21 protein-coding genes are annotated in these 21,556 nt (G+C 68.2%); 9 read left to right on the top strand and 12 right to left on the bottom strand.

Annotated elements, in window-relative coordinates:
* Positions 1-38: 38 nt before the first annotated feature.
* The 5 genes from OIM94_RS03875 to purM form a co-directional block, all read right to left on the bottom strand.
* Positions 39-2,315, bottom strand: coding sequence for a patatin-like protein (locus OIM94_RS03875; protein WP_264608799.1), 2,277 nt, complete (start codon positions 2,313-2,315; stop codon positions 39-41).
* Positions 2,315-3,007: an endonuclease/exonuclease/phosphatase family protein gene (locus OIM94_RS03870; RefSeq protein WP_264608798.1), complete on the bottom strand. Its 693-nt coding sequence runs from the start codon at positions 3,005-3,007 to the stop codon at positions 2,315-2,317. The genes OIM94_RS03875 and OIM94_RS03870 overlap by 1 nt, the downstream gene beginning before the upstream one ends.
* Before the next feature lie 41 nt (positions 3,008-3,048).
* Positions 3,049-3,246: a hypothetical protein gene (locus OIM94_RS03865; RefSeq protein WP_264608797.1), complete on the bottom strand. Its 198-nt coding sequence runs from the start codon at positions 3,244-3,246 to the stop codon at positions 3,049-3,051.
* A 70-nt stretch (positions 3,247-3,316) separates the two neighbouring features.
* Positions 3,317-3,913 (bottom strand): phosphoribosylglycinamide formyltransferase, encoded by a 597-nt coding sequence (gene purN / locus OIM94_RS03860; RefSeq protein WP_264608796.1) that lies wholly within the window; start codon positions 3,911-3,913, stop codon positions 3,317-3,319.
* Positions 3,906-5,012 (bottom strand): phosphoribosylformylglycinamidine cyclo-ligase, encoded by a 1,107-nt coding sequence (gene purM, locus OIM94_RS03855; RefSeq protein ID WP_264608795.1) that lies wholly within the window; start codon positions 5,010-5,012, stop codon positions 3,906-3,908. The genes purN and purM overlap by 8 nt, the downstream gene beginning before the upstream one ends.
* A 64-nt stretch (positions 5,013-5,076) precedes the next feature.
* Between purM and OIM94_RS03850 the strand changes: the two genes are divergently transcribed.
* From OIM94_RS03850 to OIM94_RS03835, 4 genes are read left to right on the top strand one after another with little or no spacing between them, the layout of a single operon-like run.
* Entirely contained in the window at positions 5,077-6,318 is a 1,242-nt protein-coding gene (locus OIM94_RS03850; protein WP_264608794.1) for a heavy-metal-associated domain-containing protein, read from the top strand.
* Positions 6,315-6,929, top strand: a complete 615-nt coding sequence (locus tag OIM94_RS03845) for a DnaA/Hda family protein (protein ID WP_264608793.1) — start codon at positions 6,315-6,317, stop codon at positions 6,927-6,929. Before OIM94_RS03850 ends, OIM94_RS03845 begins: the two co-directional genes overlap by 4 nt.
* Positions 6,926-9,094, top strand: a complete 2,169-nt coding sequence (locus tag OIM94_RS03840) for an RNA degradosome polyphosphate kinase (RefSeq protein ID WP_264608792.1) — start codon at positions 6,926-6,928, stop codon at positions 9,092-9,094. Before OIM94_RS03845 ends, OIM94_RS03840 begins: the two co-directional genes overlap by 4 nt.
* Before the next feature lie 4 nt (positions 9,095-9,098).
* Positions 9,099-10,595: a Ppx/GppA family phosphatase gene (locus tag OIM94_RS03835; RefSeq protein ID WP_264608791.1), complete on the top strand. Its 1,497-nt coding sequence runs from the start codon at positions 9,099-9,101 to the stop codon at positions 10,593-10,595.
* 138 nt (positions 10,596-10,733) lie between these two features.
* On the opposite strand, the gene trmFO is transcribed toward OIM94_RS03835, so the two are convergent.
* The 4 genes from trmFO to OIM94_RS03815 all read right to left on the bottom strand — a co-directional run bounded on the left by trmFO (position 10,734) and on the right by OIM94_RS03815 (position 13,516).
* On the bottom strand, positions 10,734-12,050 hold the full coding sequence (gene trmFO, locus OIM94_RS03830; RefSeq protein ID WP_264608790.1) for a methylenetetrahydrofolate--tRNA-(uracil(54)-C(5))-methyltransferase (FADH(2)-oxidizing) TrmFO: 1,317 nt from the start codon (positions 12,048-12,050) through the stop codon (positions 10,734-10,736).
* A gap of 10 nt (positions 12,051-12,060) precedes the next feature.
* Positions 12,061-12,471, bottom strand: coding sequence for a hypothetical protein (locus OIM94_RS03825; RefSeq protein ID WP_264608789.1), 411 nt, complete (start codon positions 12,469-12,471; stop codon positions 12,061-12,063).
* Between the two features lie 49 nt (positions 12,472-12,520).
* A complete protein-coding gene (locus OIM94_RS03820) occupies positions 12,521-12,901 on the bottom strand; it encodes a hypothetical protein (protein ID WP_264608788.1) in 381 nt (126 codons plus the stop codon).
* Positions 12,902-12,967: 66 nt separating this feature from the next.
* Positions 12,968-13,516, bottom strand: a complete 549-nt coding sequence (locus OIM94_RS03815) for a GbsR/MarR family transcriptional regulator (protein WP_413716376.1) — start codon at positions 13,514-13,516, stop codon at positions 12,968-12,970.
* A gap of 119 nt (positions 13,517-13,635) precedes the next feature.
* Here OIM94_RS03815 and OIM94_RS03810 point away from each other — a divergent pair, with 119 nt between their 5' ends.
* Both OIM94_RS03810 and OIM94_RS03805 read left to right on the top strand, forming a co-directional pair.
* Positions 13,636-14,067 (top strand): DUF488 family protein, encoded by a 432-nt coding sequence (locus OIM94_RS03810; protein ID WP_264608787.1) that lies wholly within the window; start codon positions 13,636-13,638, stop codon positions 14,065-14,067.
* 273 nt (positions 14,068-14,340) lie between these two features.
* Positions 14,341-14,847, top strand: coding sequence for a PilZ domain-containing protein (locus tag OIM94_RS03805; RefSeq protein ID WP_264608786.1), 507 nt, complete (start codon positions 14,341-14,343; stop codon positions 14,845-14,847).
* Between the two features lie 18 nt (positions 14,848-14,865).
* Here OIM94_RS03805 and OIM94_RS03800 read toward each other — a convergent pair whose 3' ends face one another.
* Positions 14,866-16,236 (bottom strand): class II 3-deoxy-7-phosphoheptulonate synthase, encoded by a 1,371-nt coding sequence (locus OIM94_RS03800; RefSeq protein WP_264609824.1) that lies wholly within the window; start codon positions 16,234-16,236, stop codon positions 14,866-14,868.
* 331 nt (positions 16,237-16,567) lie between these two features.
* Between OIM94_RS03800 and OIM94_RS03795 the strand changes: the two genes are divergently transcribed.
* From OIM94_RS03795 to OIM94_RS03785, 3 genes are read left to right on the top strand one after another with little or no spacing between them, the layout of a single operon-like run.
* Positions 16,568-17,710: an 8-amino-7-oxononanoate synthase gene (locus OIM94_RS03795; protein WP_264608785.1), complete on the top strand. Its 1,143-nt coding sequence runs from the start codon at positions 16,568-16,570 to the stop codon at positions 17,708-17,710.
* Entirely contained in the window at positions 17,707-18,333 is a 627-nt protein-coding gene (gene bioD, locus OIM94_RS03790) for a dethiobiotin synthase (RefSeq protein WP_264608784.1), read from the top strand. Before OIM94_RS03795 ends, bioD begins: the two co-directional genes overlap by 4 nt.
* Complete coding sequence (locus OIM94_RS03785) at positions 18,333-19,574, top strand: adenosylmethionine--8-amino-7-oxononanoate transaminase (protein WP_264608783.1); 1,242 nt, start codon at positions 18,333-18,335, stop codon at positions 19,572-19,574. Before bioD ends, OIM94_RS03785 begins: the two co-directional genes overlap by 1 nt.
* Here the strand turns inward: OIM94_RS03785 and OIM94_RS03780 are convergent, their stop codons facing one another.
* Both OIM94_RS03780 and cysS read right to left on the bottom strand, forming a co-directional pair.
* Complete coding sequence (locus tag OIM94_RS03780) at positions 19,575-20,006, bottom strand: TM2 domain-containing protein (protein WP_264608782.1); 432 nt, start codon at positions 20,004-20,006, stop codon at positions 19,575-19,577.
* A gap of 89 nt (positions 20,007-20,095) precedes the next feature.
* Positions 20,096-21,526, bottom strand: a complete 1,431-nt coding sequence (gene cysS / locus OIM94_RS03775; RefSeq protein ID WP_264608781.1) for a cysteine--tRNA ligase — start codon at positions 21,524-21,526, stop codon at positions 20,096-20,098.
* Between the last annotated feature and the right edge of the window lie 30 nt (positions 21,527-21,556).

Below are 21,556 nucleotides of genomic sequence, written 5' to 3'. Positions count from 1 at the left end.
CTCGCCTTCTAGGCCGGAGGGGACCCGCTTGCCAAGGCTCAGGCGATTTCGTTGCGCAGCTCGGCGATCAGGCCGGGGATGGCGGTCAGGTTCGGTGCTTCCTCGTCGAGGATGGCATGGAAGGCGCGCCGCTTGAGCGCGGCGACACGGCCGCCATCCGGCCGGGCATCGGCATCGAGCGTGGACAGGACGATGTCGATAAGACGATCGGCGCCGTTCAGCCGACCCCAGAGATAGTCGTTCTCGCGGTACGCGCGGCTGAAGAACGCGCCGAAATTGTTGAACTGGTTGCCCTTGAGCATCGCCGCGACGCCGCCGGTGCGGATCGCGCGGGCATCCTCGGGCGAGATGCGATCGACCCGGATCGGATCGAACTCGTCCATGCCTTCGCCCTGTAGCAGCGGGAAGGTCGCGATGTCGAAGAAGGGGAAGCCCAGATACGCAAGCAACATCGGCCGCCGCAGTTCCTTCGACAGGGCGCTTAACCCGGCGGAGAGCACTTCGTCGGTCTGGCGATCGAGCAGGCGCAGCTGCATGCGCTCGGCAAGCAGGTCCAGCGTGCTCCCGGGGTCGTTGGTCAACCGGTCCTGCAGATCGGCGAAGGTATCCGAGCGCTTGCATTCGAGATAGGCGGCAAGCGCGCCGTAGATCGCGTCGCGCATCGGTCGCATCGCCCCGCGCGGCGCGGATTGTTCGAGCTCGGCAAGTCGCCGCGCGAGCAGGCGCAGGCGGCGGATGCGGAAGCCGAGATCATGGCCGCGCAGAAAGTCGAGCGCTTCCGGCGACGCGCCCCCCGGCAGATTGGCGCCGAACCGATCGGCGCCGCGTGTCCGCACCGCCTCGCGCAGCCGCTGTGCCAGATTGCGCAGCCGGCTTCCGTCCAGCTGACCGCCCAGGGCCTGGAGCAGATGCGCGGTGCGGTCGATCGCGCCGTCGACCTTCAGCAGCGCATAGGCGGTATGGCCGTAGCCCGCCTTGGCAGCGGCTGCGATCTGGGCGCGCTTGCGCCACGCCGCGAGACGCTTCGGCGTCGGGTAATCGAGCCACAGCGTATAGCCGAACAGCGACTCGACCTGCGCCTCCACCTCCGCGCGGATCTCGGCGACGATACCCAGCATCCGCTCGATGCGGTCCGAGCGGGCGGCGATGACCTCGAGATTGTCGCGGATCGGCTGCTTGCGCGGCAGTTCGGAAAGCGCGCCGATGATGGTGGAGAAGAAGCCGGGATTGTCCGATCGCGGGCCGTAGAAATCGAAGCGCATGTCCGGCGTGGGATCGAGAAAGACGAAGCGCCGGTCGACCTGGCGGCGGGCCGGCCGTTCGCGCAGCGCGCCCATGGCGGGGGCGAAGGGCGCGTTGGCGAGTACGGAGCCGTCGATCAGCACGGCCTTTTCCGCGCGACTTTCCGCCCATTGCTCGGGGAGCATGCGCTGCAGGAAGGCATCGCGGCCGGACCAGGTCTCGCCGCGATCGGCAAGCACCTGGTCGAGCTCTCCCACCATCAGCGGGGGGAAGGCACCGGGGAAGCTGGACGTCGCCCGCGCGGCAAAGGCAAGCGCGGCCGGATGCGCGACACCCTTGCCGCGGCCATGATCGCTGAACCCGAAGACCAGGCGATGTTCGGTCTCGATCACCTCGGCCGGGCTGTTGAGCCGCAGCGTCTCGGCATGGCCGCGAAAGTCCGTCGCGGTGACGAACAGGTCGAGCGGCTGGCCGTCGGGCAGCAGTCGCCGCTCGGCGGGCCCCCGGGCCATCGCGTCGAACGCATCGAGCAGCGTGCCCAGCAGCTGGGCACCGCCGAACGGAGGCTCGAACCAGCGCGAGCGGACAAAGCGCTCCAGCTTCTCGCGCACCTCGGCGCGGGCGCCGGTCTCGACCGTCTCCTCGATGCCGTGCGAGCGATTGGACAGCATCCAGGCAATCGGCTTGGCCCAGACCTTGGCGAAGCGATGCGACGGCCCCTGGCTGGGGGCGAGCAGCGCATCGACATCGGCATAGTCGAGCCACATCGCGGTCAGCGGATCGAGCGACTGGCCCGTGGCGATCGCCTGCGCGAGAAACACGGCGTTGATGCCGCCCGCGCTGGCGCCGGACAGGATGTCGACCATCACGCGCAGGTTGAGGCCGCTGCGGTCGCGGATCTCCTCGATCAGCTCGCGATAGACGCTCTGGAGCGGCGTGCCCTCGCGTTCGGCACAGCTGGCGCGGGCGAGGTGCCACACTTCCTTGGTGATGCCGTGCATGTAGACCGCGAGGCTGATCCCGCCATAGCAGACCAGCGCCAGCCGCAGCTCCTTCTCCTGGCTCTCGTGCATCAGCGGTGCCGCACCTCCGCCCAGACGGGGAGGTGGTCCGATGCCGTCCGCGCGGCGAGGCTGTGATGGGTGCCGGCATCGCCGAGAACGAGGTCGGGCGAGGCCATGATCCGATCGAGCCGCGCCATCGGGCGGCGGGCGTGGAAGCTCTTGCCGGTCGCCGCGAAGGCGAAATGCTGGGCAAAGTCGCGCAGGCAGCCGCGATCGGCGCTCCACTCGTTTAGATCGCCCATCAGCACCGTCGGCATCGGCGGCAGGGCCGCAAGCTGGGTGAGGACGGCATGGGCCTGGCGGCGACGCCACAGACCGGAGAGGTCGAGATGCATGCCGACGACTCGGAGTGGCGCGCCGTTCACGCGCAGATCGGCCATCACCGCGCCGCGTGGCTCCAAGGTCGGCAGATGGAGCGCGGCGCAACCGAGGATGTCCGCTTCCTTGCGGACAAGCAGGGCATTGCCGTGCCACCCCATCGATCGCGCACGCATGCCGAAATGCACCGGCTTCCACGGGCTGTGCTCGGCGAGCAGGCTCGACGTCAGCACCGCCTCGCGCGCGCCGAAGCGGCGATCGGCCTCCTGCAAGGCGATCACGTCCGCATCGACCTCGAGCAGTACCTCGAGCGTCCTCTCCGGTCGGCGGCGTCGATCGGTGCCGATCGACTTGCGCATGTTATAGCTGGCGACCTTGATCATCCGCGCCCCTTATCGGCGCGGGCACTATGGCTGCACAAGTCTCAATAACCCGTTTCGCCCCGCTCGCGCTGGCCCGCTGCCGCTTCGGCGGCGGCGAGCAGGCTGCGGCCCGTGGCCTCGGCGGCCTCGGGGGTCATCGCGACCGCCACGCCATTGGGGCCGTCGAGCAGCACCAGGCCGAGCTCGGCGGTCGCAATGCCGCCCTCTTCCTCCGGCGTGAGCGCCGAGTCCTTGGGCATGTGCGTAGCTTCCCTGTCGCCAATATGAACATCGAACAACGCGGGATCGCCAGCAAATATCCTTGGCCGTTCAGTCGCGCAGCCAGCGCGCCAGCGTTTCGCGGTACAGGCCGTGCTCCTCTGCCAGTACCCGTGCCGCCAGCGTGTTCGCCGTGTCTCCGGGAAGGATCGGTACCCGCGCCTGGCCCAGCACGTCGCCGCCGTCCAGTTCCTCGGTCACGATGTGCACGGAGGCGCCTGCCTCGGCATCGCCGGCCGCGATCGCGCGGGCATGCGTGTCGAGGCCCTTGTATTTGGGCAGCAGCGACGGGTGGATGTTGACGATGCGGCCGCGCCAGCGCGCGACGAAATCGTCCGAGAGCAGCCGCATATAGCCGGCGAGCGCGATCGCCTCGACCCCCGCGTCGCGCAGCGCCGCGTCGATCTTCGCTTCATAGTCCGCCTTGGGCATGCCCTTGGGGCTCTGCGCGAAGGTCGGCACACCGTGTTCGGCCGCCCAGGCGAGCCCGGGCGCCTCCGGCTTGTCGCTGGCGACGAGCGCAACGGTGTAGGGGCATTCCGGTGCCCCGGCGGCCTCGACCAGCGCGGCCATGTTCGAGCCGCGGCCCGAGATCAGGATACCGATCTTCTTGCGGGTGCTGGAGGCGCCGGCGGACGCCTCAGCCATGGTGGGTCGCGCTCCAGGGTGCACGGGCGCTCCAGGTCTCGTCGCCGCCGACCACGGTGCAGCCGCGCTCGCCGGCTTCGATCGTGCCGATGGTGAACACCGTCTCGCCCGCCGCGCTCAGCGCCGCGGTCACCGCCTCGGCCTGGTCCGCCGGGACGACCGCGACCATGCCGATGCCGCAGTTGAAGGTGCGCGCCATCTCCTCGGGCTCGATATTGCCCTGCGCCTGCAGGAACGCCATCAGCCGCGGCAGGGGCCAGGCATCGGCGTCGATGCGGGCATGGGTTCCCTCGGGCAGCACGCGGGGGACGTTCTCCAGCAGGCCGCCGCCGGTGATGTGGGCGAGGCCGTGGATGGTGCCCTTGCGAAGTTCGGGCAGCAGGCTGGCGACATAGATGCGCGTGGGAGCCATCAGCGTGTCGATCAGCAGCCGCTCCTGGTCGAACAGCGCGGGGCGATCGAGCTTCCAGCCCTTGTCCGCTGCGAGTCGCCGCACCAGCGAGAAGCCGTTCGAATGCACGCCGTTCGAGGCAAGGCCGAGCAGCACGTCGCCGGCTGCGATCTTCTTGCCGTCGAGCAGCCGGTCGCGCTCGACCGCGCCGACGCAGAAGCCGGCAAGGTCATAGTCGCCATCGGCATACATGCCCGGCATCTCTGCGGTCTCGCCGCCGATCAGCGCGCAGCCGGCCTGGCGGCAGCCCTCGGCGATGGAGGCGATGACGCGCTCGGCGACCGCGTTGTCGAGCTTGCCGCTTGCATAATAGTCGAGGAAAAACAGCGGCTCGGCACCCTGCACGATCAGATCGTTCGCACACATCGCGACGAGGTCGATGCCGACGCCGTCATGCTGGTTGTGCTCGATCGCCAGCTTCAGCTTGGTGCCGACGCCGTCGTTGGCCGCGACCAGCAGCGGATCGGTGAAGCCCGCCGCCTTCAGGTCGAAGATGCCGCCGAAGCCGCCCAGATCGGCGTCCGCGCCCGCGCGCCGGGTGGAACGGGCAAGCGGGCCGATCGCGCGCACCAGCGCATTGCCCGCCGCAATCGAAACGCCCGCCTGGGCATAGGTGTAAGGGCCATGGCCCGCCTTGGTCTCGCTCATGGCAGAGCGCCCTAGCCATAACGCGCTTGGATTTCCACGCCCGGTTCGCCAAAAGGGCGCCCGCATGCAGTTCCGCCGTCCCAAAACCGTTCTTGGCGCCGTTTCCGCGCTCGCGCTCGCCGGTGCGGGCATCATGGCGGCACGCGGGCAGGGCGGGGTGCCGTCTGCGCCCGCGGGGGCGGCGAACAGTTTCGAAGTGAGCGGCGTGCAGGTCGACGTATCGGGCAAGACCGCCGACATCGCCCGCCAGGGCGGCTGGCGGATCGCCCAGCGCAAGGGCTGGTCGATGCTGTCGCAGCGATTGACCGGCAAGCCCGGCACGCTTTCCGACTCGGTGCTGGACGCGATCGTCACCGGCATCGTCGTCGAGCGCGAGCAGATCGGCCCCAGCCGCTACATCGCCAGCCTCGGCGTGCAGTTCGATCGCGCCAAGGCAGGCTCCATCCTCGGCGTGTCGATCGCGGTTACCCATTCGCCACCGATGCTGCTGGTGCCGCTGCAATATTCGGGCGGTGTCGGCCAGGTGTTCGAGCGCGATACCGCCTGGGCGCGCGCCTGGAACCGGCTGCGCGCGGCGGGCAGCACGATCGACTATGTCCGCCTGCGCGGCACCGGCGCCGACCGGCTGCTGGTCAACACCGGCCAGACGCTGCGCCATGGCCGCAACTGGTGGCGCACCATCCTCGATCAATATGGCGCGGTGGACATGCTGGTGGCCGAGGTGCAGCTGCGGCGCGACTATCCGGGCGGGCCGATCGTCGGCATCTTCTCGGCGACGCACGGCCCGGACAAGGTGCCGGTCAGCAGCTTTGCGCTCCGCATCGACAATGGCGATGCGATCGACGCGCTGTTCGACACCGCCGTCGCCCGCATCGACAAGGCCTATCAGGCGGCGCTGACCGATGGCCGGCTCCACACCGATGCGGTGCTCGCCGCGCGGCCGCCGATCGCCCAGCCGGAGGCGCCCGCACCCGAGGAAACCGCGACGCCGTCGCCGACGCCAAGCGTGGAGGCCAGCGCCACTGCGGCTTCCGCCGCGCTTTCAGTGCAGGTCGAGACGCCCAATGCCGCCGCGGTCAACGCCTCCGAAAGCGCCGTGCGCGGCGTGCCGGGCGTGCGTAGCGCCACCACCACCAGCCTGGCGCTGGGTGGCATCTCGGTGATGCGCGTCAGCTTCGATGGGTCGCAGGCGGCCTTGCGGGCCGCGCTCGAGTCGCGTGGCTGGAGCGTCCAGGAAGGACCGGGCGTCCTCCGCATCCGCCGTGCGGCGGCGCCGCAAGCATCGCCGTCCCCCAAGGCGCAATGAGCCAGCTCCGCCTGCCGCTGGGCCTGCCCGAGGTGAGCGAGACGGACTTTCTGGTCAGCGACTCGAACGCCCGCGCCGTCCACCAGCTCGAACATTGGGCCACCTGGCCGGTGATGGCCGCGCTCTTGGTGGGGCCGCGAAAGTCGGGCCGCAGCCTGCTCGCGCGCATCTTCGCCGCCAAGACGGGTGCGTCGATCATCGACGATGCGGAACGCGCCGACGAGACCGCGCTGTTCCACGCCTGGAACCGGGCCCAGGGCGAGCGCCGGCCGCTGCTGATCGTAGCCGACGCGGCGCCGCCGCTGTGGGAGGTGACGCTGCCCGATCTGCGGTCGCGCCTCGCTGCCTCGCCGCTGCTCGAGATCGGGCCGCCCGACGATGCGCTGATCCCGCTGCTGCTGGAGCGTGCCTTCACACGCCATCTGCTGCACGCGGCGCCCAATGTGATCGCCTGGGTCGCGGCGCGGATCGAGCGGAGCCACCTCGCCATCCTGCGCGTCGCCGACGTGCTGGAAATGGAGACCGACGGCCGTTTGTCGATCCCGATCGTGAAGTCTACACTGCAGGCTGCAAGCCTTTTGACGCATTCCGACGATAGCGAGAGCGCATGACCGAATCCGCCGCACCCGCGACCATCGCCCCCGCCGACCCCACCGAAGCGCGCTACTTCAATCGCGAACTCTCCTGGCTGGCGTTCAATCGCCGCGTCATGGAGGAGGCGTGCAACCCCGCGCATCCGCTGCTGGAGCGGCTGCGCTTCCTGTCGATCTCGGGCAGCAATTTCGACGAGTTCTTCATGGTGCGCGTTGCCGGCCTGATGGGGCAGCAGCTCCAGAATATCGACACGCGTTCCGCTGACGGGCTCACCCCCGCGCAGCAGCTGGAGGCGATCTCCGCCGAAGCCGCGACGCTTGCCGACGAGCAGCAGGCGGTGTGGGTGGACATTCGCGCCGAGCTCGCGCTCGCCAACATCTTCGTGCTCGAAGCCGATGCAATCGAGGGGGAGACCGAAGCCTGGCTCGCCAACCATTTCCGCGAGCAGATCTTCCCGATCCTCACGCCCCAGGCGCTGGACCCGGCGCACCCGTTCCCGTTCATCCCCAACCAGGGATCGAGCGTGATCTTCAATCTGCTGCGCAAATCGGACCGCGAGCCGATCCAGGAACTGGTGATGCTGCCGACGACGCTCAAGCGCTTCGTTCGCCTCCCCGGCAGCCCGGCGCGCTACGTCGCGATCGAGACGCTGATCAAGCATTTCTGGGAGCTGCTGTTCCACGGATACGAGATGCTGGGCGCGGCCACCTTCCGGGTGCTGCGCGACAGCGATATCGAAATCGAGGAAGAGGCCGAGGACCTCGTCCTCACCTTCCGCTCGGCGATCAAGCGCCGGCGTCGCGGCCGGGTGATCCGTCTGGAGATGGAGGAGGGCATCGCCCCGGATCTCGAGGCGGTGCTCAAGGAAGAGCTGGGCGGCAGCGACGCGCTGCTCACCGAGACCGGCGGGTTCCTCGGCGTCGGCGACTTGTCGATGCTGGTCGACGAGGATCGCCCCGACCTCAAGTTCACCCCCTTCTCGGCGCGCTTCCCCGAGCGGATCCGCGAATATGGCGGCGACTGTTTCGCCGCGATCCGGGCCAAGGACATCATCGTCCACCACCCGTACGAGACGTTCGACGTCGTGCTCAGCTTCCTCCAGCAGGCGGCGGCGGACCCCGATGTGGTGGCGATCAAGCAGACGCTCTACCGCGCCGGCAAGCAGCCCGCCGTCATCAACGCGCTGATCGCCGCCGCCGAGGCGGGCAAGTCGGTAACCGCGGTGGTGGAGCTCAAGGCGCGCTTCGACGAGGAGCAGAACCTCTATTGGGCGACTGCGCTGGAGCGCGCCGGCGTGCAGGTGGTCTATGGCTTCATCGACTGGAAGACCCATGCCAAGGTGTCGATGGTCGTGCGCCGCGAGGGCGATCGCTATCGCACCTACTGCCATTTCGGCACCGGCAACTACCATCCGATCACCGCACGGATCTACACCGACCTGAGCTTCTTCACCGCCGATCCGCGAATGGGCCGCGATGCCGCGCAGATCTTCAATTACGTCACCGGCTATGTCGAGCCGCAGCATCTGGAATTGCTCGGCATCTCCCCGCGCGATCTCCGGAAGCGCCTCACCGCGCTGATCGACGAGGAGATCGAGCATGTCCGCGCCGGGCGGCCGGGGACGATCTGGGCGAAGATGAACTCGCTGGTCGATCCTGCCACGATCGAGAAGCTCTACCAGGCAAGCGCCGCAGGCGTGCAGATCGAGCTGATCGTGCGCGGCATCTGCTGCCTGCGCCCGGGCGTGGCGGGGATGAGCGAGAATATCCGGGTGAAGTCGATCGTCGGGCGCTTTCTCGAGCACAGCCGCATCTGGGTGTTCGGCAATGGCAAGACGCTGCCCAATGACGGCGCGAAGATCTATATCTCCTCGGCCGACTGGATGCAGCGCAACTTCGACCGTCGCGTCGAGTTCATGTTGCCGATCCTGAACAAGACCGTGCACGATCAGGTGCTCGACCAGGTGATGGTCGCCAACCTGCTGGACAACGAACAGAGCTGGCTGCTCGCGCCCGACGGGCATTACGATCGCATCGTGCCCAGCGACGAAGGGGAATTCAACCTGCACCGCTATTTTATGACCAACCCGTCGCTGTCCGGCCGAGGTGCCGCGGTGGATGCGCGCAAGCCGGTGCCGAAGCTGTCGCCGCGCAAGCGCCGCCTCGCCGCCAAGGGTGCCTGACCGGGTGGCCACAGCCCTGATTGGAACCCCGCGCGCCACCGTCGAACGCGCGCGGCCGCGCACGGCGATCATCGATATCGGCTCCAATTCGATCCGGCTGGTCGTCTATGAGGGCCCCGCGCGCCTGCCGGCGATCCTGTTCAACGAGAAGGTGATGGCCGGGCTTGGCAAGGGGCTGGCCGAAACCGGGGCGATCCATGCCGGCGGCCTCGCCGCCGCCCGCGCCGCGCTGGGGCGCTTCGCCCTGCTCGCGCGCGAGATGCAGGTGAGCGAGCTGCGCACGGTCGCCACCGCGGCCGTGCGCGACGCCAGCAACGGCGGGGAGCTGATGGCAATTGCCGAGGGCTTCGGGCTCGAGGTCGAGCTCCTGTCCGGCGTCGAGGAGGCGACCGCTGCGGGACTCGGCGTACTCTCCGGAATTCCCGAAGCGGACGGGGTGGTCGGCGATCTCGGCGGTGGCAGCCTGGAGCTGGTCCGCGTCGTGGCCGGCACTGTCACCGATCGGGTGTCCTTTCCGCTCGGCGTGCTGCGTCTCGGCGCAATCCGCGCGCGCGGCAGGGGGGCGCTGGAGCGCGACGTCATCCGCATGATCGACGCCGCCGGCTGGAAGGCGCGGGGCAAGGGGTTGCCCTTCTACATGGTCGGTGGCTCGTGGCGCTCGCTCGCCAAGCTCGACATGCACCTGACCGACTATCCGCTGCCGATCGTCCATCATTATCCCCTGGCGATCGCGCGGGTGGAGGAACTCGGGCGGCGGGTGGAAGGCGCGACCAAGGCCGATCTCAAGACCGTGCCCGACCTGTCGAGCGCGCGCATTCCCTCCCTCGCCGATGCGGCCGCGTTGCTCGTGGCCGTGACCAAGCAGCTCGGCAGCAGCGGGACGGTCGTCTCGGCCTATGGCCTGCGCGAGGGGCTGCTGTTCCAGCGCCTGTCCGCCGAGGAGCGAGCGCAGGATCCCCTGATCGTTGCCGCGCGCGAGGAAGGGCAGCGCTCGGGCCGCTTCCCCGAGCATGGCGACCTGCTCGATGCATGGCTCGCGCCGCTGTTTCGCGACGGCCCCGAATGGGCGCGGCTTCGCCATGCCGCCTGTCTGCTCGCTGACGTGGGTTGGCGCGCCAACCCCGAGTTCCGTGCCGAACGGGGCATGGAGATCGGGCTGCACGGCAACTGGGTCGGCATCGACGCAGCGGGCCGAGCGATCGTGGCGCAGGCGCTCTATACGTCGCTCGGCGGCGCGATCGACAGCCCGGTGCCGCTTGAACGGCTTGCCTCGCCCGAAGCGCTGGCCGAGGCCAAGCGCTGGGGCCTGGCGATGCGGCTCGGCCAACGGCTGAGCGGCGGTGTCGCGCGCCCGCTCAAGCGCTCGCGGCTGCGGCTGGAGGGGACCGCGCTGGTGCTCAGCCTCGCCGATGGCGACGAGCCGCTGTACGGCGAGGCGGTGGAGAAGCGCCACCGCGCGCTGGCGACCGCGCTGGGCAGGGAGCCGGTGCTGGAGACGTGAGGGGAGGCGAGGGGACATGTACCCTCACCCTTCCGGCGCTCCGCGTCTCCCTCGCTTTCCCTTGGAAAGGGAGGGGGAACCAGCGTCGAATGCCCTCTCCTTTCCAAGGGGGCGGGTGAGGGTGACGGATCGGGGAGCCTAGGCCGCCAGCCAGTCCTTCAGCGCCGCCCGCGCGCGATCGGTGTACATGCGCTTGCGATCGGCCTTCTTGGTCCGGCCCTCGATCGGCGGGAACAGCCCGAAATTGACGTTCATCGGCTGGTAGGTCTCGATTTCCGCCTCGCCGGTGATGTGCGAGAGGAGGGCACCGAGCGCCGTTTCGCGCGGCGGCGGGGCCAGGTCGGTGCCGGCAATCTCCGCTGCGGCGAAACGCCCGGCGAGCATCCCGATCGCGGCGCTCTCGACATAGCCCTCGCAGCCGGTGATCTGCCCGGCAAAGCGGATATTGGGCGCGCTCTTCAGCCGCAGCGTGCCGTCGAGCAGCTCGGGCGAGCGCAGGAACGTGTTGCGATGCAGGCCGCCGAGGCGCGCGAACTCGGCATTTTCCAGCCCCGGAATGGTGCGGAACAGCCGGACCTGCTCGGCATATTTGAGCTTGGTCTGGAAGCCGACCATGTTCCACAAGGTCCCGCTGGCATTGTCCTGCCGCAGCTGCACCACCGCATAGGGCCAGCGCCCGGTGCGCGGATCGTCGAGGCCCACGCCCTTCATGGGCCCGTAGCGCAGCGTATCGACGCCGCGCTCCGCCATCACCTCGATCGGCATGCAGCCTTCGAAATAGGGGACGTTCTCCCACTCGCGGAACTCGGTCTTCTCGCCGGCCATCAGCGCGGCGTGGAATTCCAGATACTGCTCCTTGGACATCGGGCAGTTGATGTAATCCTTGCCCGATCCCTTGTTCCACCGGCTCTGGAACCAGGCGGTCTCCATGTCGATCGACTCGCGGTGGACGATCGGGGCGATCGCGTCGAAAAAGGCGAGGCTGTCCTTGCCGGTCGCGCGGCCGATGCTCTCCGCCAGCATCGGCGCGGTCAGCGGGCCGGTGGCGATGATGGTGCGGCCTTCGGCGGGCAGCGTGTCGACCCGCTCGCGGACGATGGTGATGTTCGGATGCTGCTCCAGCGCCGCGGTCACGCCGTCGGCGAAGCCGTCCCGATCCACCGCCAGCGCCGAGCCCGCGGGCACCTTGTGGATGTCGCCCTGGGTGAGGATCAGCGAGCCGAGCGCGCGCATTTCCTGATGGAGCAGCCCGACGGCGTTGCTGTCGGCATCATCCGAGCGGAAGCTGTTCGAGCAGACCAGCTCGGCGAGGCGGTCGCTCTGGTGCGCCGGGGTCATCTCGCCCGAGCCGCGCATCTCCGACAGGCGGACCTTGTGCCCGGCCTGGGCAAGCTGCCAGGCCGCTTCCGATCCGGCGAGGCCGCCGCCGATGATATGGATGTCGTGGCCGGGCATGGGCGTGTGTCTACTCTTCGATGGGGGACCAGCGCACATAGCGCCGTGCGATGGCGGCGCAAGCCGCTCCCGTCAGGATGAACGCAAAGGCAGCCGGTTCGGCGAGGCTGGAACCCGTGGCAGATGCCACCGCCGCGGGGGCTGCCCCGCCGGTCAGCGCCCAGAATGCGTGATGCCGCGTGCCGATGTTCCACCGTCCGATCGTGGCAAGGGCCGTCACGCCGACAAGGATGGGCAGCGCGCTGAGGATCATCCCGACGATCGACACGAAGGGCAGGATCACGGCCGCGCTTGCCAGCAGCTGGAACACGGTCGCCGGCGAGCCCTCAACCGGAAAGGCAGACGCCGGACCGCATTGCTGGATCGCCAGCAAGATGGACCCGCAGAACAGACCGCCGGCGCAAAGGGCGGGGGCGAACACGGCTCTGCCGCTCCAATCGGAGCGGCAGCCAGGATGGGTACGGACCATGTCAGGCCTCCGCGCTTGCAAGGGCACGGCGCTGTTCGAACCAGCCTTCCACGGTGCGGCCGAAATGGGCGATGGCTCCCATGTTGAAGAAGTGCATCATGCCCAGCACCAGCACGGCCAGCCCGACCTTGCTGCTGAGGAACCGTATCGCTTCGGTGGGGGTGGTGGGCTCGCTGCCGAGGCTGAGGGTGAGCGTGATGAAGCCGATATTGATCAGGTAGAAGCCGACCACCAGCAGATGATTGGTCGAGCGCGCGAGCGTCTCGTCGTGCCCGAAGCATCGGACGAGAAACACGACGCCGTTCGAAGACAGGGTTCGCGCGACCCAGATGGTGATCGCGAGACTGATGACGAGGTACAACGCATAGGCGATCTCAACCATTGTCATTCTCCTTCTTCTGAAAAAACAGAAATCAACCGGCAAAAAAAGGGCGAAGCTCGCGTGCCATCAGCTCTCCGGCGCCTTGCCGCGCGGCCCGACGAAGCGCGCGATCTTGCCGCCCAGCTTCATCAGCGTGACCAGGGTAGGCTTGGGCAGCTGGCGCACCTGTTCGTACCAGCCGCTCAGCGTGCTGATGAACTCGTGCATCCGGGTGATTCGTTCCCGCAGCTGCTTGGGCGCCGCCGGATCGCCGGCGAGCCGCTCGGAGAGTTCCGCGAGCAGCGCGAGCGTCGGGTCGATCTCGCGGCGCTTGCGCTCGGCGGAGATGCGCAGCAGCAGTTCCCACAGATCGGTCTCGGCAACGAAATGGTCGCGCCGGTCACCGTCGATATGGACGCGGCGGACGATGGCATAGGCCATGAGTTCCTTGAGCGCGGTCGAGATATTCGAACGGGCAAGACCGAGCGCCTCGGCAATGTCCTCGGCCGGCAGCGGCGCAGCGGAAAGGTAGAGCAGCGCATGGATCTGCGCGACCGAGCGGTTGACCCCCCAATGCGTCCCCATTTCCCCCCAGTGGAGGATGAAGGCCTTGGCGTCGGGATGGTCGCTGATCACGCTGCTTCCTCAATTTCTGTAATTTCAGAAATAACTGCTATTACGAGTGGCGTCAATGCCGGAAAGGCCGTTGCAGCGAAGTCGGGTTGCCGTGCATTTTGCCCCGAGGAGGCGCCCCGATGAAAATCTTCACGATTGGCTATGAAGCCACCACCATGGCCGAGTTCCTCGCTGCGCTCGCCCGGGCCGGCGTGCAGCGGGTGATCGACGTGCGCGCGCTGCCGCTCTCGCGGCGGCCGGGATTCTCCAAGGCGAGCCTCGCGGCCAGCCTGCGTGAGGCGGGGATCGACTATGTTCATCTCAAGCAGCTCGGCACGCCGAAACGCGGGCGGGATGCGGCAAAGAAGGGCGATGTGGCGACGCTCCGCGAGGTCTATGACGTCCAGCTGGGACTGCCCGAGGCGCAGGCGCAGGCCGTGCAGATGCGGGCCCTCGCGGCCGAGAAGCCGAGTGCGCTGCTGTGCTACGAACGGGATCCGTGCCATTGCCATCGCACGCTGCTGCTGGAGGCAGAGGGCGAAGGGGCGGAGGTGGTCGACCTCTACGCCTGAGCCCCGAAAAAGGCCGGGGCAGCCCCGCAGGACTGCCCCGTTTAGTTCGGGGAGAGTCGACGCGAGGGGGAACGAAACGCGTCGACAGGAAGGGATCTGCACCCGCCATGTTGCAGATGCATGTCGCTTCTTTGCCTTTGCCGGCGAAATTGTCGCCGGAGGTCGCAACGCTGCGATCTCGGCCTTCATTTTGTCGAAAGCGTCGCTGCATTTACTCCCTCGCAACTCCCTTTGGTGCAGAGCAGGGCTCAACGCACGTCACTGGAGCGCATCATGGGCATTGCGGCACGGCTGTATCAGGACGCCCGCTGGGCGGAGCGCCACCCTGTGGAACTGGAAGCGACGCTGCGCGACTCGGCCTGGGCGCCGGTCGACGTCGCGATCGAGGATCTGTCGCATGGCGGCTTCCGCGTCGTGTCCGGTGCCAAGCTGGCGGTGGGTGACACGATCGCGCTCGGCATCGCCGGGATCGGCACCCGCGAGGCGAAAGTGGTGTGGGGTGCCGCCGGCATCTATGGCTGCGAATTCGTCACGCCGCTGACCGATGCCGACCTGACGACCGCCGTGGCCGGACCGGTCGCGACGCCGATCGCCTTTCCCAAGACCCCGCTGCCCACGCCGCAGCCCCCGGTGGTCGAGGGCTGGGATCGCGCGCGCGAGGAGAAATTCTCGGTCCGCACCCGTCTTGCGATCATCACCGGCAGCGCGGTGATCGCCTGGATGCTGGTGTTCGTGCTCGGCTATGGCCTGTGGGCGCTGGCGGGCGCGCTGCTCCGCTGAGCAACGCGCCGCCGGGCATCAGGCGGCGGCCTTGCGACGCTCCGCCATTTCGTCGTTGAGCATCTCGGCGAGCAGGAAGGCCAGCTCCAGGCTCTGACCCGCGTTGAGCCGCGGGTCGCAATGCGTGTGGTAGCGATCGGCCAGGCCCTGCTCGGTGATCGCGATCGCGCCGCCGGTGCACTCGGTCACATTCTGACCGGTCATCTCGGCATGGATGCCGCCGGCGAAGGTGCCCTCGGCGCGGTGGACGGCGAAGAAGCCGCGCACCTCGGCAAGGATCCGGTCGAACGGCCGCGTCTTGTAGCCGTTCGCGGCCTTGACGACGTTGCCGTGCATCGGATCGCAGCTCCACACCACCGGATGGCCCTCGCGCTTCACCGCGCGGACCAGCTTGGGCAGGCCCGCCTCGATCTTGTCATGGCCATAGCGCGTGATCAGCGTCATCCGTCCCGGCACGCGGCCCGGGTTGAGCGTGTCGAGCAGCCGCAGCAGCGCGTCGGGCTCGAGGCTCGGCCCGCACTTCATCCCGATCGGATTGCCGATGCCGCGCAGGAACTCGACATGCGCCGAGCCTTCGAAGCGGGTGCGATCGCCGATCCACAGGAAGTGCGCCGAGGTATCGTACCAGTCGCCGGTCAGGCTGTCCTGCCGGGTCAGCGCCTGCTCATAGGGGAGCAGAAGCGCCTCGTGGCTGGTGTAGAAGTCGGTGCCCTTCAGTTGCGGCACGGTATCGGGGTTGATCCCGCACGCCTCCATGAAGTCGAGCGCCTCGCCGATCCGGTCGGCGACATCGGCGAACTTGGCCGACCAGGGGCTCTTGCCCATGAAGTCGAGCGTCCACTTGTGCACCTGGTGCAGATTGGCATAGCCGCCATTGGCAAAAGCGCGCAGCAGATTGAGCGTCGCCGCCGACTGGCTGTAGCCCTGCACCATCCGCTGCGGATCGGGGATCCGCGCTTCCGGCGTGAAGGCGATGTCGTTGACGTTATCGCCGCGGTAGCTGGGCAGCTCGACACCGTCGATCACCTCGGTATCGGCCGAGCGCGGCTTGGCGAACTGGCCGGCCATCCGTCCGAGCTTCACCGTCGGCAGCTTCGAGGCGAAGGTGAGGACCACCGCCATCTGCAGGATCACGCGGAAGGTGTCGCGGATGTTGTTCGGATGGAACTCGGCGAAGCTCTCCGCGCAGTCGCCGCCCTGGAGCAGGAAGGCCTCGCCGCGCGCGACCTTGCCCAGCTCGGTGGTGAGCTCGCGCGCTTCTCCGGCGAAGACCAGCGGCGGATAGCTGCTCAGCTGCCGGGTGGCGGCGTCCAGTGCGCCCTTGTCCGGATATTGTGGCATCTGGCGCGCTTCGGCGCGCGTCCAGCTATCGGGGGTCCAGCTTGCCATTGCACTCTCCACGTCGCGGACGGCGACGTGCCAGTCCGCATGCTCGGCGATTCCCATCGCCGCAATCTGGTTCATCACCTTGGTATTGGCGCGCTTGCCGTCGGTCTCCCAGCCCTGCACGGTGGAGCCCGGCGTGTCGAACCAGGCACCGAACGCCGCGCGGCTGAGGGTGCGTTCTTCGCGATACTGGCGGATCTTGGAACCGGCTAACGTCGTCATCGCCGGCTCTTACCCGGCAAGGGTAATAGCGTGCAAGGGAAAATTACCCGATCAGGGTAATCGAATGTGGCTGCAATTGCGTCGGGATGGCGCCGGGTGTAGCCGCCGCGCAATGGACCTATTCGACGCACAGGCTCGCGACCTTGCCGGGCTGACGGCGCGGGGCCGCCGCCGGTCGCTGAGCGCTCGCGCGGGCGCGGACTTCGCTTCCAACGACTATCTCGGCCTGGCCGATTCCCCGGCGCTGCGCGCGGCAGTGGCCGATGCGTTGCAGCGCGGCGTGCCCATCGGCTCGGGTGGTTCTCGGCTGCTCCGCGGCAATCACCCGGAGCATGCGGCGCTGGAAGCCGAAGCAGCGGCCTTTTTCGAGCGCGAGTCGGCATTGTATTTTTCGAGCGGCTATGCCGCCAATGCCGCGGTGCTCGCGACCTTGCCGCAGCGCGGCGATCTCGTGCTGTTCGATGCGCTTGTTCATGCCAGCGCGCATGAGGGGATGCGGCTCGGCCGGGCGGAGACGCGGCAGGCGGCGCACAACGACGTCGCGGCCTTTGCCGAGGCGATTGCCGCGTGGCGAGGCGAAGGCGGGGCAGGGCGCGTGTGGATCGCCGTGGAGAGCCTGTACAGCATGGACGGCGATATCGCGCCGCTGGCCGCGCTTTCCGGGCTCGCCGACCGCGAGAATGCGATCCTGCTGGTCGACGAGGCGCACGCGACCGGCGTCTATGGTCCGCAGGGGCAGGGGCTGGCCCATGGCCTGCCGACGGACAATCTGATCACGCTGCACACCTGCGGCAAGGCGCTCGGGTGCGAGGGGGCGCTGGTCACCGGCCCCGCCATCGTCCGCGACTTTCTCGTCAATCGCGGTCGCGCCTTCATCTTCTCGACCGCGCCGTCGCCGCTGATGGCCGCCGCCGTGCGCGCGGCGCTGCGGATTGTCGCCGAAGGCGGTGCGCTGCGGGCCGCGCTGGCGGACCGTGTCGCTGCGGCCCGCGCGATGCTGGCACCGCTCGGCGTACGGGCAGGTGAAACCCAGATCCTGCCGCTGATCCTGCGCGACGACGTGCGGACCATGGCGGTGGCAGGGGCGCTGCAGGATAGCGGCTTCGACGTGCGGGGCATCCGCCCGCCGACCGTGCCCGCCGGCACGTCGCGCCTGCGCATCTCGATCACCAACAACGTGTCGTCGAGCCAGATCGCCGCGCTGGCAGAGCGGCTGGCCTCCCTCCTTCCTCCAGACGAAGTCGTTGCAGCATGACCCAGACCTTCATTGTGACCGGAACCGACACCGGCATCGGCAAGACCGTGTTTGCCGCAGGCCTCGCCGGCGCGCTCGGCGCGCGCTACTGGAAGCCGATCCAGAGCGGCCTCGATGACGGCAGCGACAGCGAGCGTACCGCAGCGCTCTCTGGGTTGCCGGCCGATCACATCCTTCCCGAGGCCTATCGTCTCGTCACGCCCTGCTCGCCGCACCTCGCGGCCGAGATCGACGGCGTGACCATCGATCCGGACCGCCTCGCGCTGCCGCTTGTCGACGGGCCGCTGGTGGTGGAGGGCGCGGGCGGCGCGCTGGTGCCGGTGGCCCGCGAACTCCTCTATGCGGACATGTTCGCGCGCTGGGGCAAGCCGGTGGTGCTGGTCGCGCGCACGGCGCTGGGTACGATCAACCACAGTCTTCTCTCGATCGAGGCGCTGCGCGCGCGGGGCGTGCCGATCCACGGCATCGCCTTTGTCGGCGACGCGGTAGAGGACAGCGAGGCGACGATTGCCGCGATCGGCAGGGTGAAGCGGCTCGGCCGCCTGCCGATGCTGCCCGATCTCACGCCCGCGGCGTTGGCGAGCGCCTTCGCCGAGGCCTTCGATCCGGCGGACTTCGCCTGATGTCATCGGTCTGGCACCCGTTCACCCAGCACGGCCTGGGCGAGCCGATCCCGATGGTCAGCCACGCCAAGGACGCGTTGATCCATACCGCCGACGGCCGCAGTTTCATCGACGCGATCTCGTCCTGGTGGGTGACGACGCACGGCCATTGCAATCCGCGCATCATGGCGGCGATCGCCGCGCAGGCGAGCAGGCTCGACCAGATCATTTTCGCGGGCTGGACCCACGAGCCCGCCGAGGCACTCGCCGCCGGCCTGCGCGCCATCCTGCCGGACGCGCTCGAGCATGTGTTCTTCAGCGACAGCGGTTCGACTGCGGTGGAAGTCGCGCTCAAGATGGCGCTCGGCTTCTGGCACAATCGCGGCGAGGACCGGCACCGCATCCTCGTCCTTGAGCACAGCTATCATGGCGACACGATCGGCGGCATGTCGGTCGGCGCGCGCGGGGTGTTCAACCGGCCCTATCAGCCGCTGCTCTTCGATGTCGGTACCATCCCCTATCCCGGGGCGGGCGCCGAGCAGGCGGCGCTCGATGCGCTGGAGGCCGAATGCCGCGCCGGTGCCGCCGCGTTCATCGTCGAGCCGCTGGTGCTGGGGGCGGGCGGCATGCTGTTCTACAGCCCTGCGATCCTCGCGGAGATGGCGGCGATCTGCGCCCGACATGCCGTGTTGTTCATCGCCGACGAGGTGATGACCGGCTGGGGCCGCACCGGCACGCTGACCGCCTGCGAACAGGCCGGCGTGGTGCCGGACATCCTGTGCCTGTCGAAGGGCATCACCGGCGGTGCGATCCCGCTGGCGGTGACGCTGGCGACGGCGCCGATCTTCGCGGCGCACTGGTCCGAGGATCGCGCGCGCATGTTCTTCCATTCCTCCAGCTATACCGCCAACCCGATCGCCTGCGCGGCGGCGGTCGAGAACCTCGCCATCTGGCGGGACGAGCCGGTATTGGAGCGCATCGCGCAGCTGGGCGCATGGCAGCAGGCCGCGCTGGACGGACTGGCAGCCGTGCCCGGTCTCGCCAATTTCCGCCGTATGGGCACCATCGCCGCCCTGGAGATCGAGCAGCCGGAGAATGGCTATCTCTCCGCCATCGCCCCCGCGCTCATGGCGTTTGCACGCGAGCGCGGCGTGCTGCTGCGACCGCTGGGCAACACGGTCTATGTGATGCCGCCATACAGTATCACCCGCGAGCAACTCGACGCCGTGTGGTCGCTCGTGCCGGCGTTCCTCGGTGCCTGATCAGCGCCGGGGGTACCGCGCAGCGAACTCGGCGTCGCTCATGAGCAGATAGCGCACCGCGTCGACAAACGACCAGATGCCGGTGACCAGCAGGCCGACGATGGTGAGGCTGAGCAGCAGCATCACCACGCCCGAGCCGGTGCGTCCCAGATAGAAGCGATGGATGCCGAGCGGGCCGAGGAAGAGCGCCAGCACCACGGCGAGGATCTTGTTGCGCGGCTCACTTGCCGGCGCCGCCTCCACGCTGCCGTCGAGCAGGCGGAAGATGCGGCGGGCGCGCTTGCCGTCGACATCGAAATCCACCCTGGCGCCGACCGCGGGGTGACGGCTGTCGCTCCAGTCTTCCTGGGTGAAGACATAGCGGCTGCCGTCCTCGCCCGAAATCTGGCCTTCGCCGCTCGACCGATCGACACCCAATACCTGCCCGCGCATGCATCCCCCCAAAAATCGTCGCGTTTTGTGGGGGAGGTTGGCGTGGGATGGCAAGCAAATTCCTCCCCGGTACGGGGAGGAGCTTTAGGTTACAGCCCGGGCTTCCAGTCCCAGCCCAGCGGGTCACCGTCCATCACCTCGACGCCTGCTGCCGCCAGGTCGTCGCGAATCCGATCGGAACGCTGGAAGTCCTTCACGACCCGCGCTTCCTTGCGCTCGACGAGCAGGTCGGAGATCGTCTCCGCGCTGATCGTCGCGGCCTTGGGGCGCAGGCGCAGCTCCTCGCGGGTAAGCGCGCAGAGACGAAGGCCCAGCACCTTGTCGAACTCTGCGAGTGCCGCGATCCGATCCGCGGGCGAGGTCCTCTTGTCGGCCAGCATCTCGTCGAGCACGGGCAGCGCCTTGGGCGTGTTGAGGTCGTCCGACACTGCTGCATCGAGCTTTTCCAGCCATGCTGCCGGCGCAGTGCCCTCGCCCTCGGCGCGGGCGCGCAGCGTGGTGACCGTCATCACGAGACGCTTGAGCCGGGTAAGCGCCGCGGCGAGGTTCTCGGCCGAGAATTCCAGTTCGCTGCGATACTGCGCCTGGAGGCACAGCAGCCGATAGGCGAGGGGATGAACACCCGCGTCGATCAGCGATTGCAGCGTCGTGAACCCGCCCTTGGACTTGGACATCTTGCCCTGTCGATCGACGAGGAAATTATTGTGCATCCAGAACTTGGCGCCGGTGTCGCCGCAGCCGCAATAGGCCTGGTTCTGCGCGATCTCGTTCGGATGGTGGATTTCGCGATGGTCGATGCCGCCGGTATGGATGTCGAAGGGGGCGCCGAGATATTGGATGCTCATCACCGAGCATTCGAGATGCCAGCCCGGTGCGCCTTTGCCCCAGGGCGAATCCCATTCCATCTGGCGCTGCTCGCCCGGCGGCGACTTGCGCCAGATGGCGAAATCCTGCGGGTGGCGCTTGCCGTCGACCGGGTCGATCCGCCCTTCCGCCGCATCATCGGCAGCGCCTGCGAGGCGACCATAATCGGGCACCGTCGAAACGTCGAAATACAGGCCCGATTCGAGCTCATAGCAATGCTGTGGCGCGATCTTCTCGGCGAACGCGATCATCTGCTGGATGTGATCGGTCGCCACCGACCATTTGCTCGGCTCGGTGATGTTGAGGTCGGCGATGTTCTGCTTGAAGGCTGCCGTATAGTGCGCGGCGATGTCCCAGATGCTCTTCGCCTGGGCGCGGGCGGCGGCTTCCATCTTGTCGTCGCCGGCATCGGCGTCGGAGGTGAGATGGCCGACATCGGTGATGTTGATGATGTGGGTGAGCGGATAGCCCTTCCAGCGCAGCACCCGGCTCAGCGTGTCGGTGAACACATAGGCGCGCAAGTTTCCGAGATGGGCGTAATTATAGACGGTCGGGCCGCACGAATAGACGCGCACGCCCTTGTCAGGATCGAGCGGCTGGAAGAGCTCGAGCGAACGGGACAGCGAGTTGTAGAGCGTCAGCGGTGCATTGTGCATGGCAATGCGCATAGCGAACAAAATGCCCGC

This window comes from Sphingomonas sp. R1, assembly GCF_025960285.1.
Taxonomy (GTDB): Bacteria; Pseudomonadota; Alphaproteobacteria; order Sphingomonadales; family Sphingomonadaceae; genus Sphingomonas.
This window is presented reverse-complemented; position numbering and strand designations above follow the sequence as displayed.

Coding starts and splice junctions, on each gene's coding strand:
- OIM94_RS03875 (WP_264608799.1), bottom strand. CDS start 2,315: ATGCACGAGAGCCAGGAGAAGGAGCTGCGGCTGGCGCTGGTCTGCTAT.
- OIM94_RS03870 (WP_264608798.1), bottom strand. CDS start 3,007: ATGATCAAGGTCGCCAGCTATAACATGCGCAAGTCGATCGGCACCGAT.
- OIM94_RS03865 (WP_264608797.1), bottom strand. CDS start 3,246: ATGCCCAAGGACTCGGCGCTCACGCCGGAGGAAGAGGGCGGCATTGCG.
- purN (WP_264608796.1), bottom strand. CDS start 3,913: ATGGCTGAGGCGTCCGCCGGCGCCTCCAGCACCCGCAAGAAGATCGGT.
- purM (WP_264608795.1), bottom strand. CDS start 5,012: ATGAGCGAGACCAAGGCGGGCCATGGCCCTTACACCTATGCCCAGGCG.
- OIM94_RS03850 (WP_264608794.1), top strand. CDS start 5,077: ATGCAGTTCCGCCGTCCCAAAACCGTTCTTGGCGCCGTTTCCGCGCTC.
- OIM94_RS03845 (WP_264608793.1), top strand. CDS start 6,315: ATGAGCCAGCTCCGCCTGCCGCTGGGCCTGCCCGAGGTGAGCGAGACG.
- OIM94_RS03840 (WP_264608792.1), top strand. CDS start 6,926: ATGACCGAATCCGCCGCACCCGCGACCATCGCCCCCGCCGACCCCACC.
- trmFO (WP_264608790.1), bottom strand. CDS start 12,050: ATGCCCGGCCACGACATCCATATCATCGGCGGCGGCCTCGCCGGATCG.
- OIM94_RS03820 (WP_264608788.1), bottom strand. CDS start 12,901: ATGGTTGAGATCGCCTATGCGTTGTACCTCGTCATCAGTCTCGCGATC.
- OIM94_RS03810 (WP_264608787.1), top strand. CDS start 13,636: ATGAAAATCTTCACGATTGGCTATGAAGCCACCACCATGGCCGAGTTC.
- OIM94_RS03805 (WP_264608786.1), top strand. CDS start 14,341: ATGGGCATTGCGGCACGGCTGTATCAGGACGCCCGCTGGGCGGAGCGC.
- OIM94_RS03800 (WP_264609824.1), bottom strand. CDS start 16,236: ATGGCAAGCTGGACCCCCGATAGCTGGACGCGCGCCGAAGCGCGCCAG.
- OIM94_RS03795 (WP_264608785.1), top strand. CDS start 16,568: ATGGACCTATTCGACGCACAGGCTCGCGACCTTGCCGGGCTGACGGCG.
- bioD (WP_264608784.1), top strand. CDS start 17,707: ATGACCCAGACCTTCATTGTGACCGGAACCGACACCGGCATCGGCAAG.
- OIM94_RS03785 (WP_264608783.1), top strand. CDS start 18,333: ATGTCATCGGTCTGGCACCCGTTCACCCAGCACGGCCTGGGCGAGCCG.
- OIM94_RS03780 (WP_264608782.1), bottom strand. CDS start 20,006: ATGCGCGGGCAGGTATTGGGTGTCGATCGGTCGAGCGGCGAAGGCCAG.
- cysS (WP_264608781.1), bottom strand. CDS start 21,526: ATGCACAATGCACCGCTGACGCTCTACAACTCGCTGTCCCGTTCGCTC.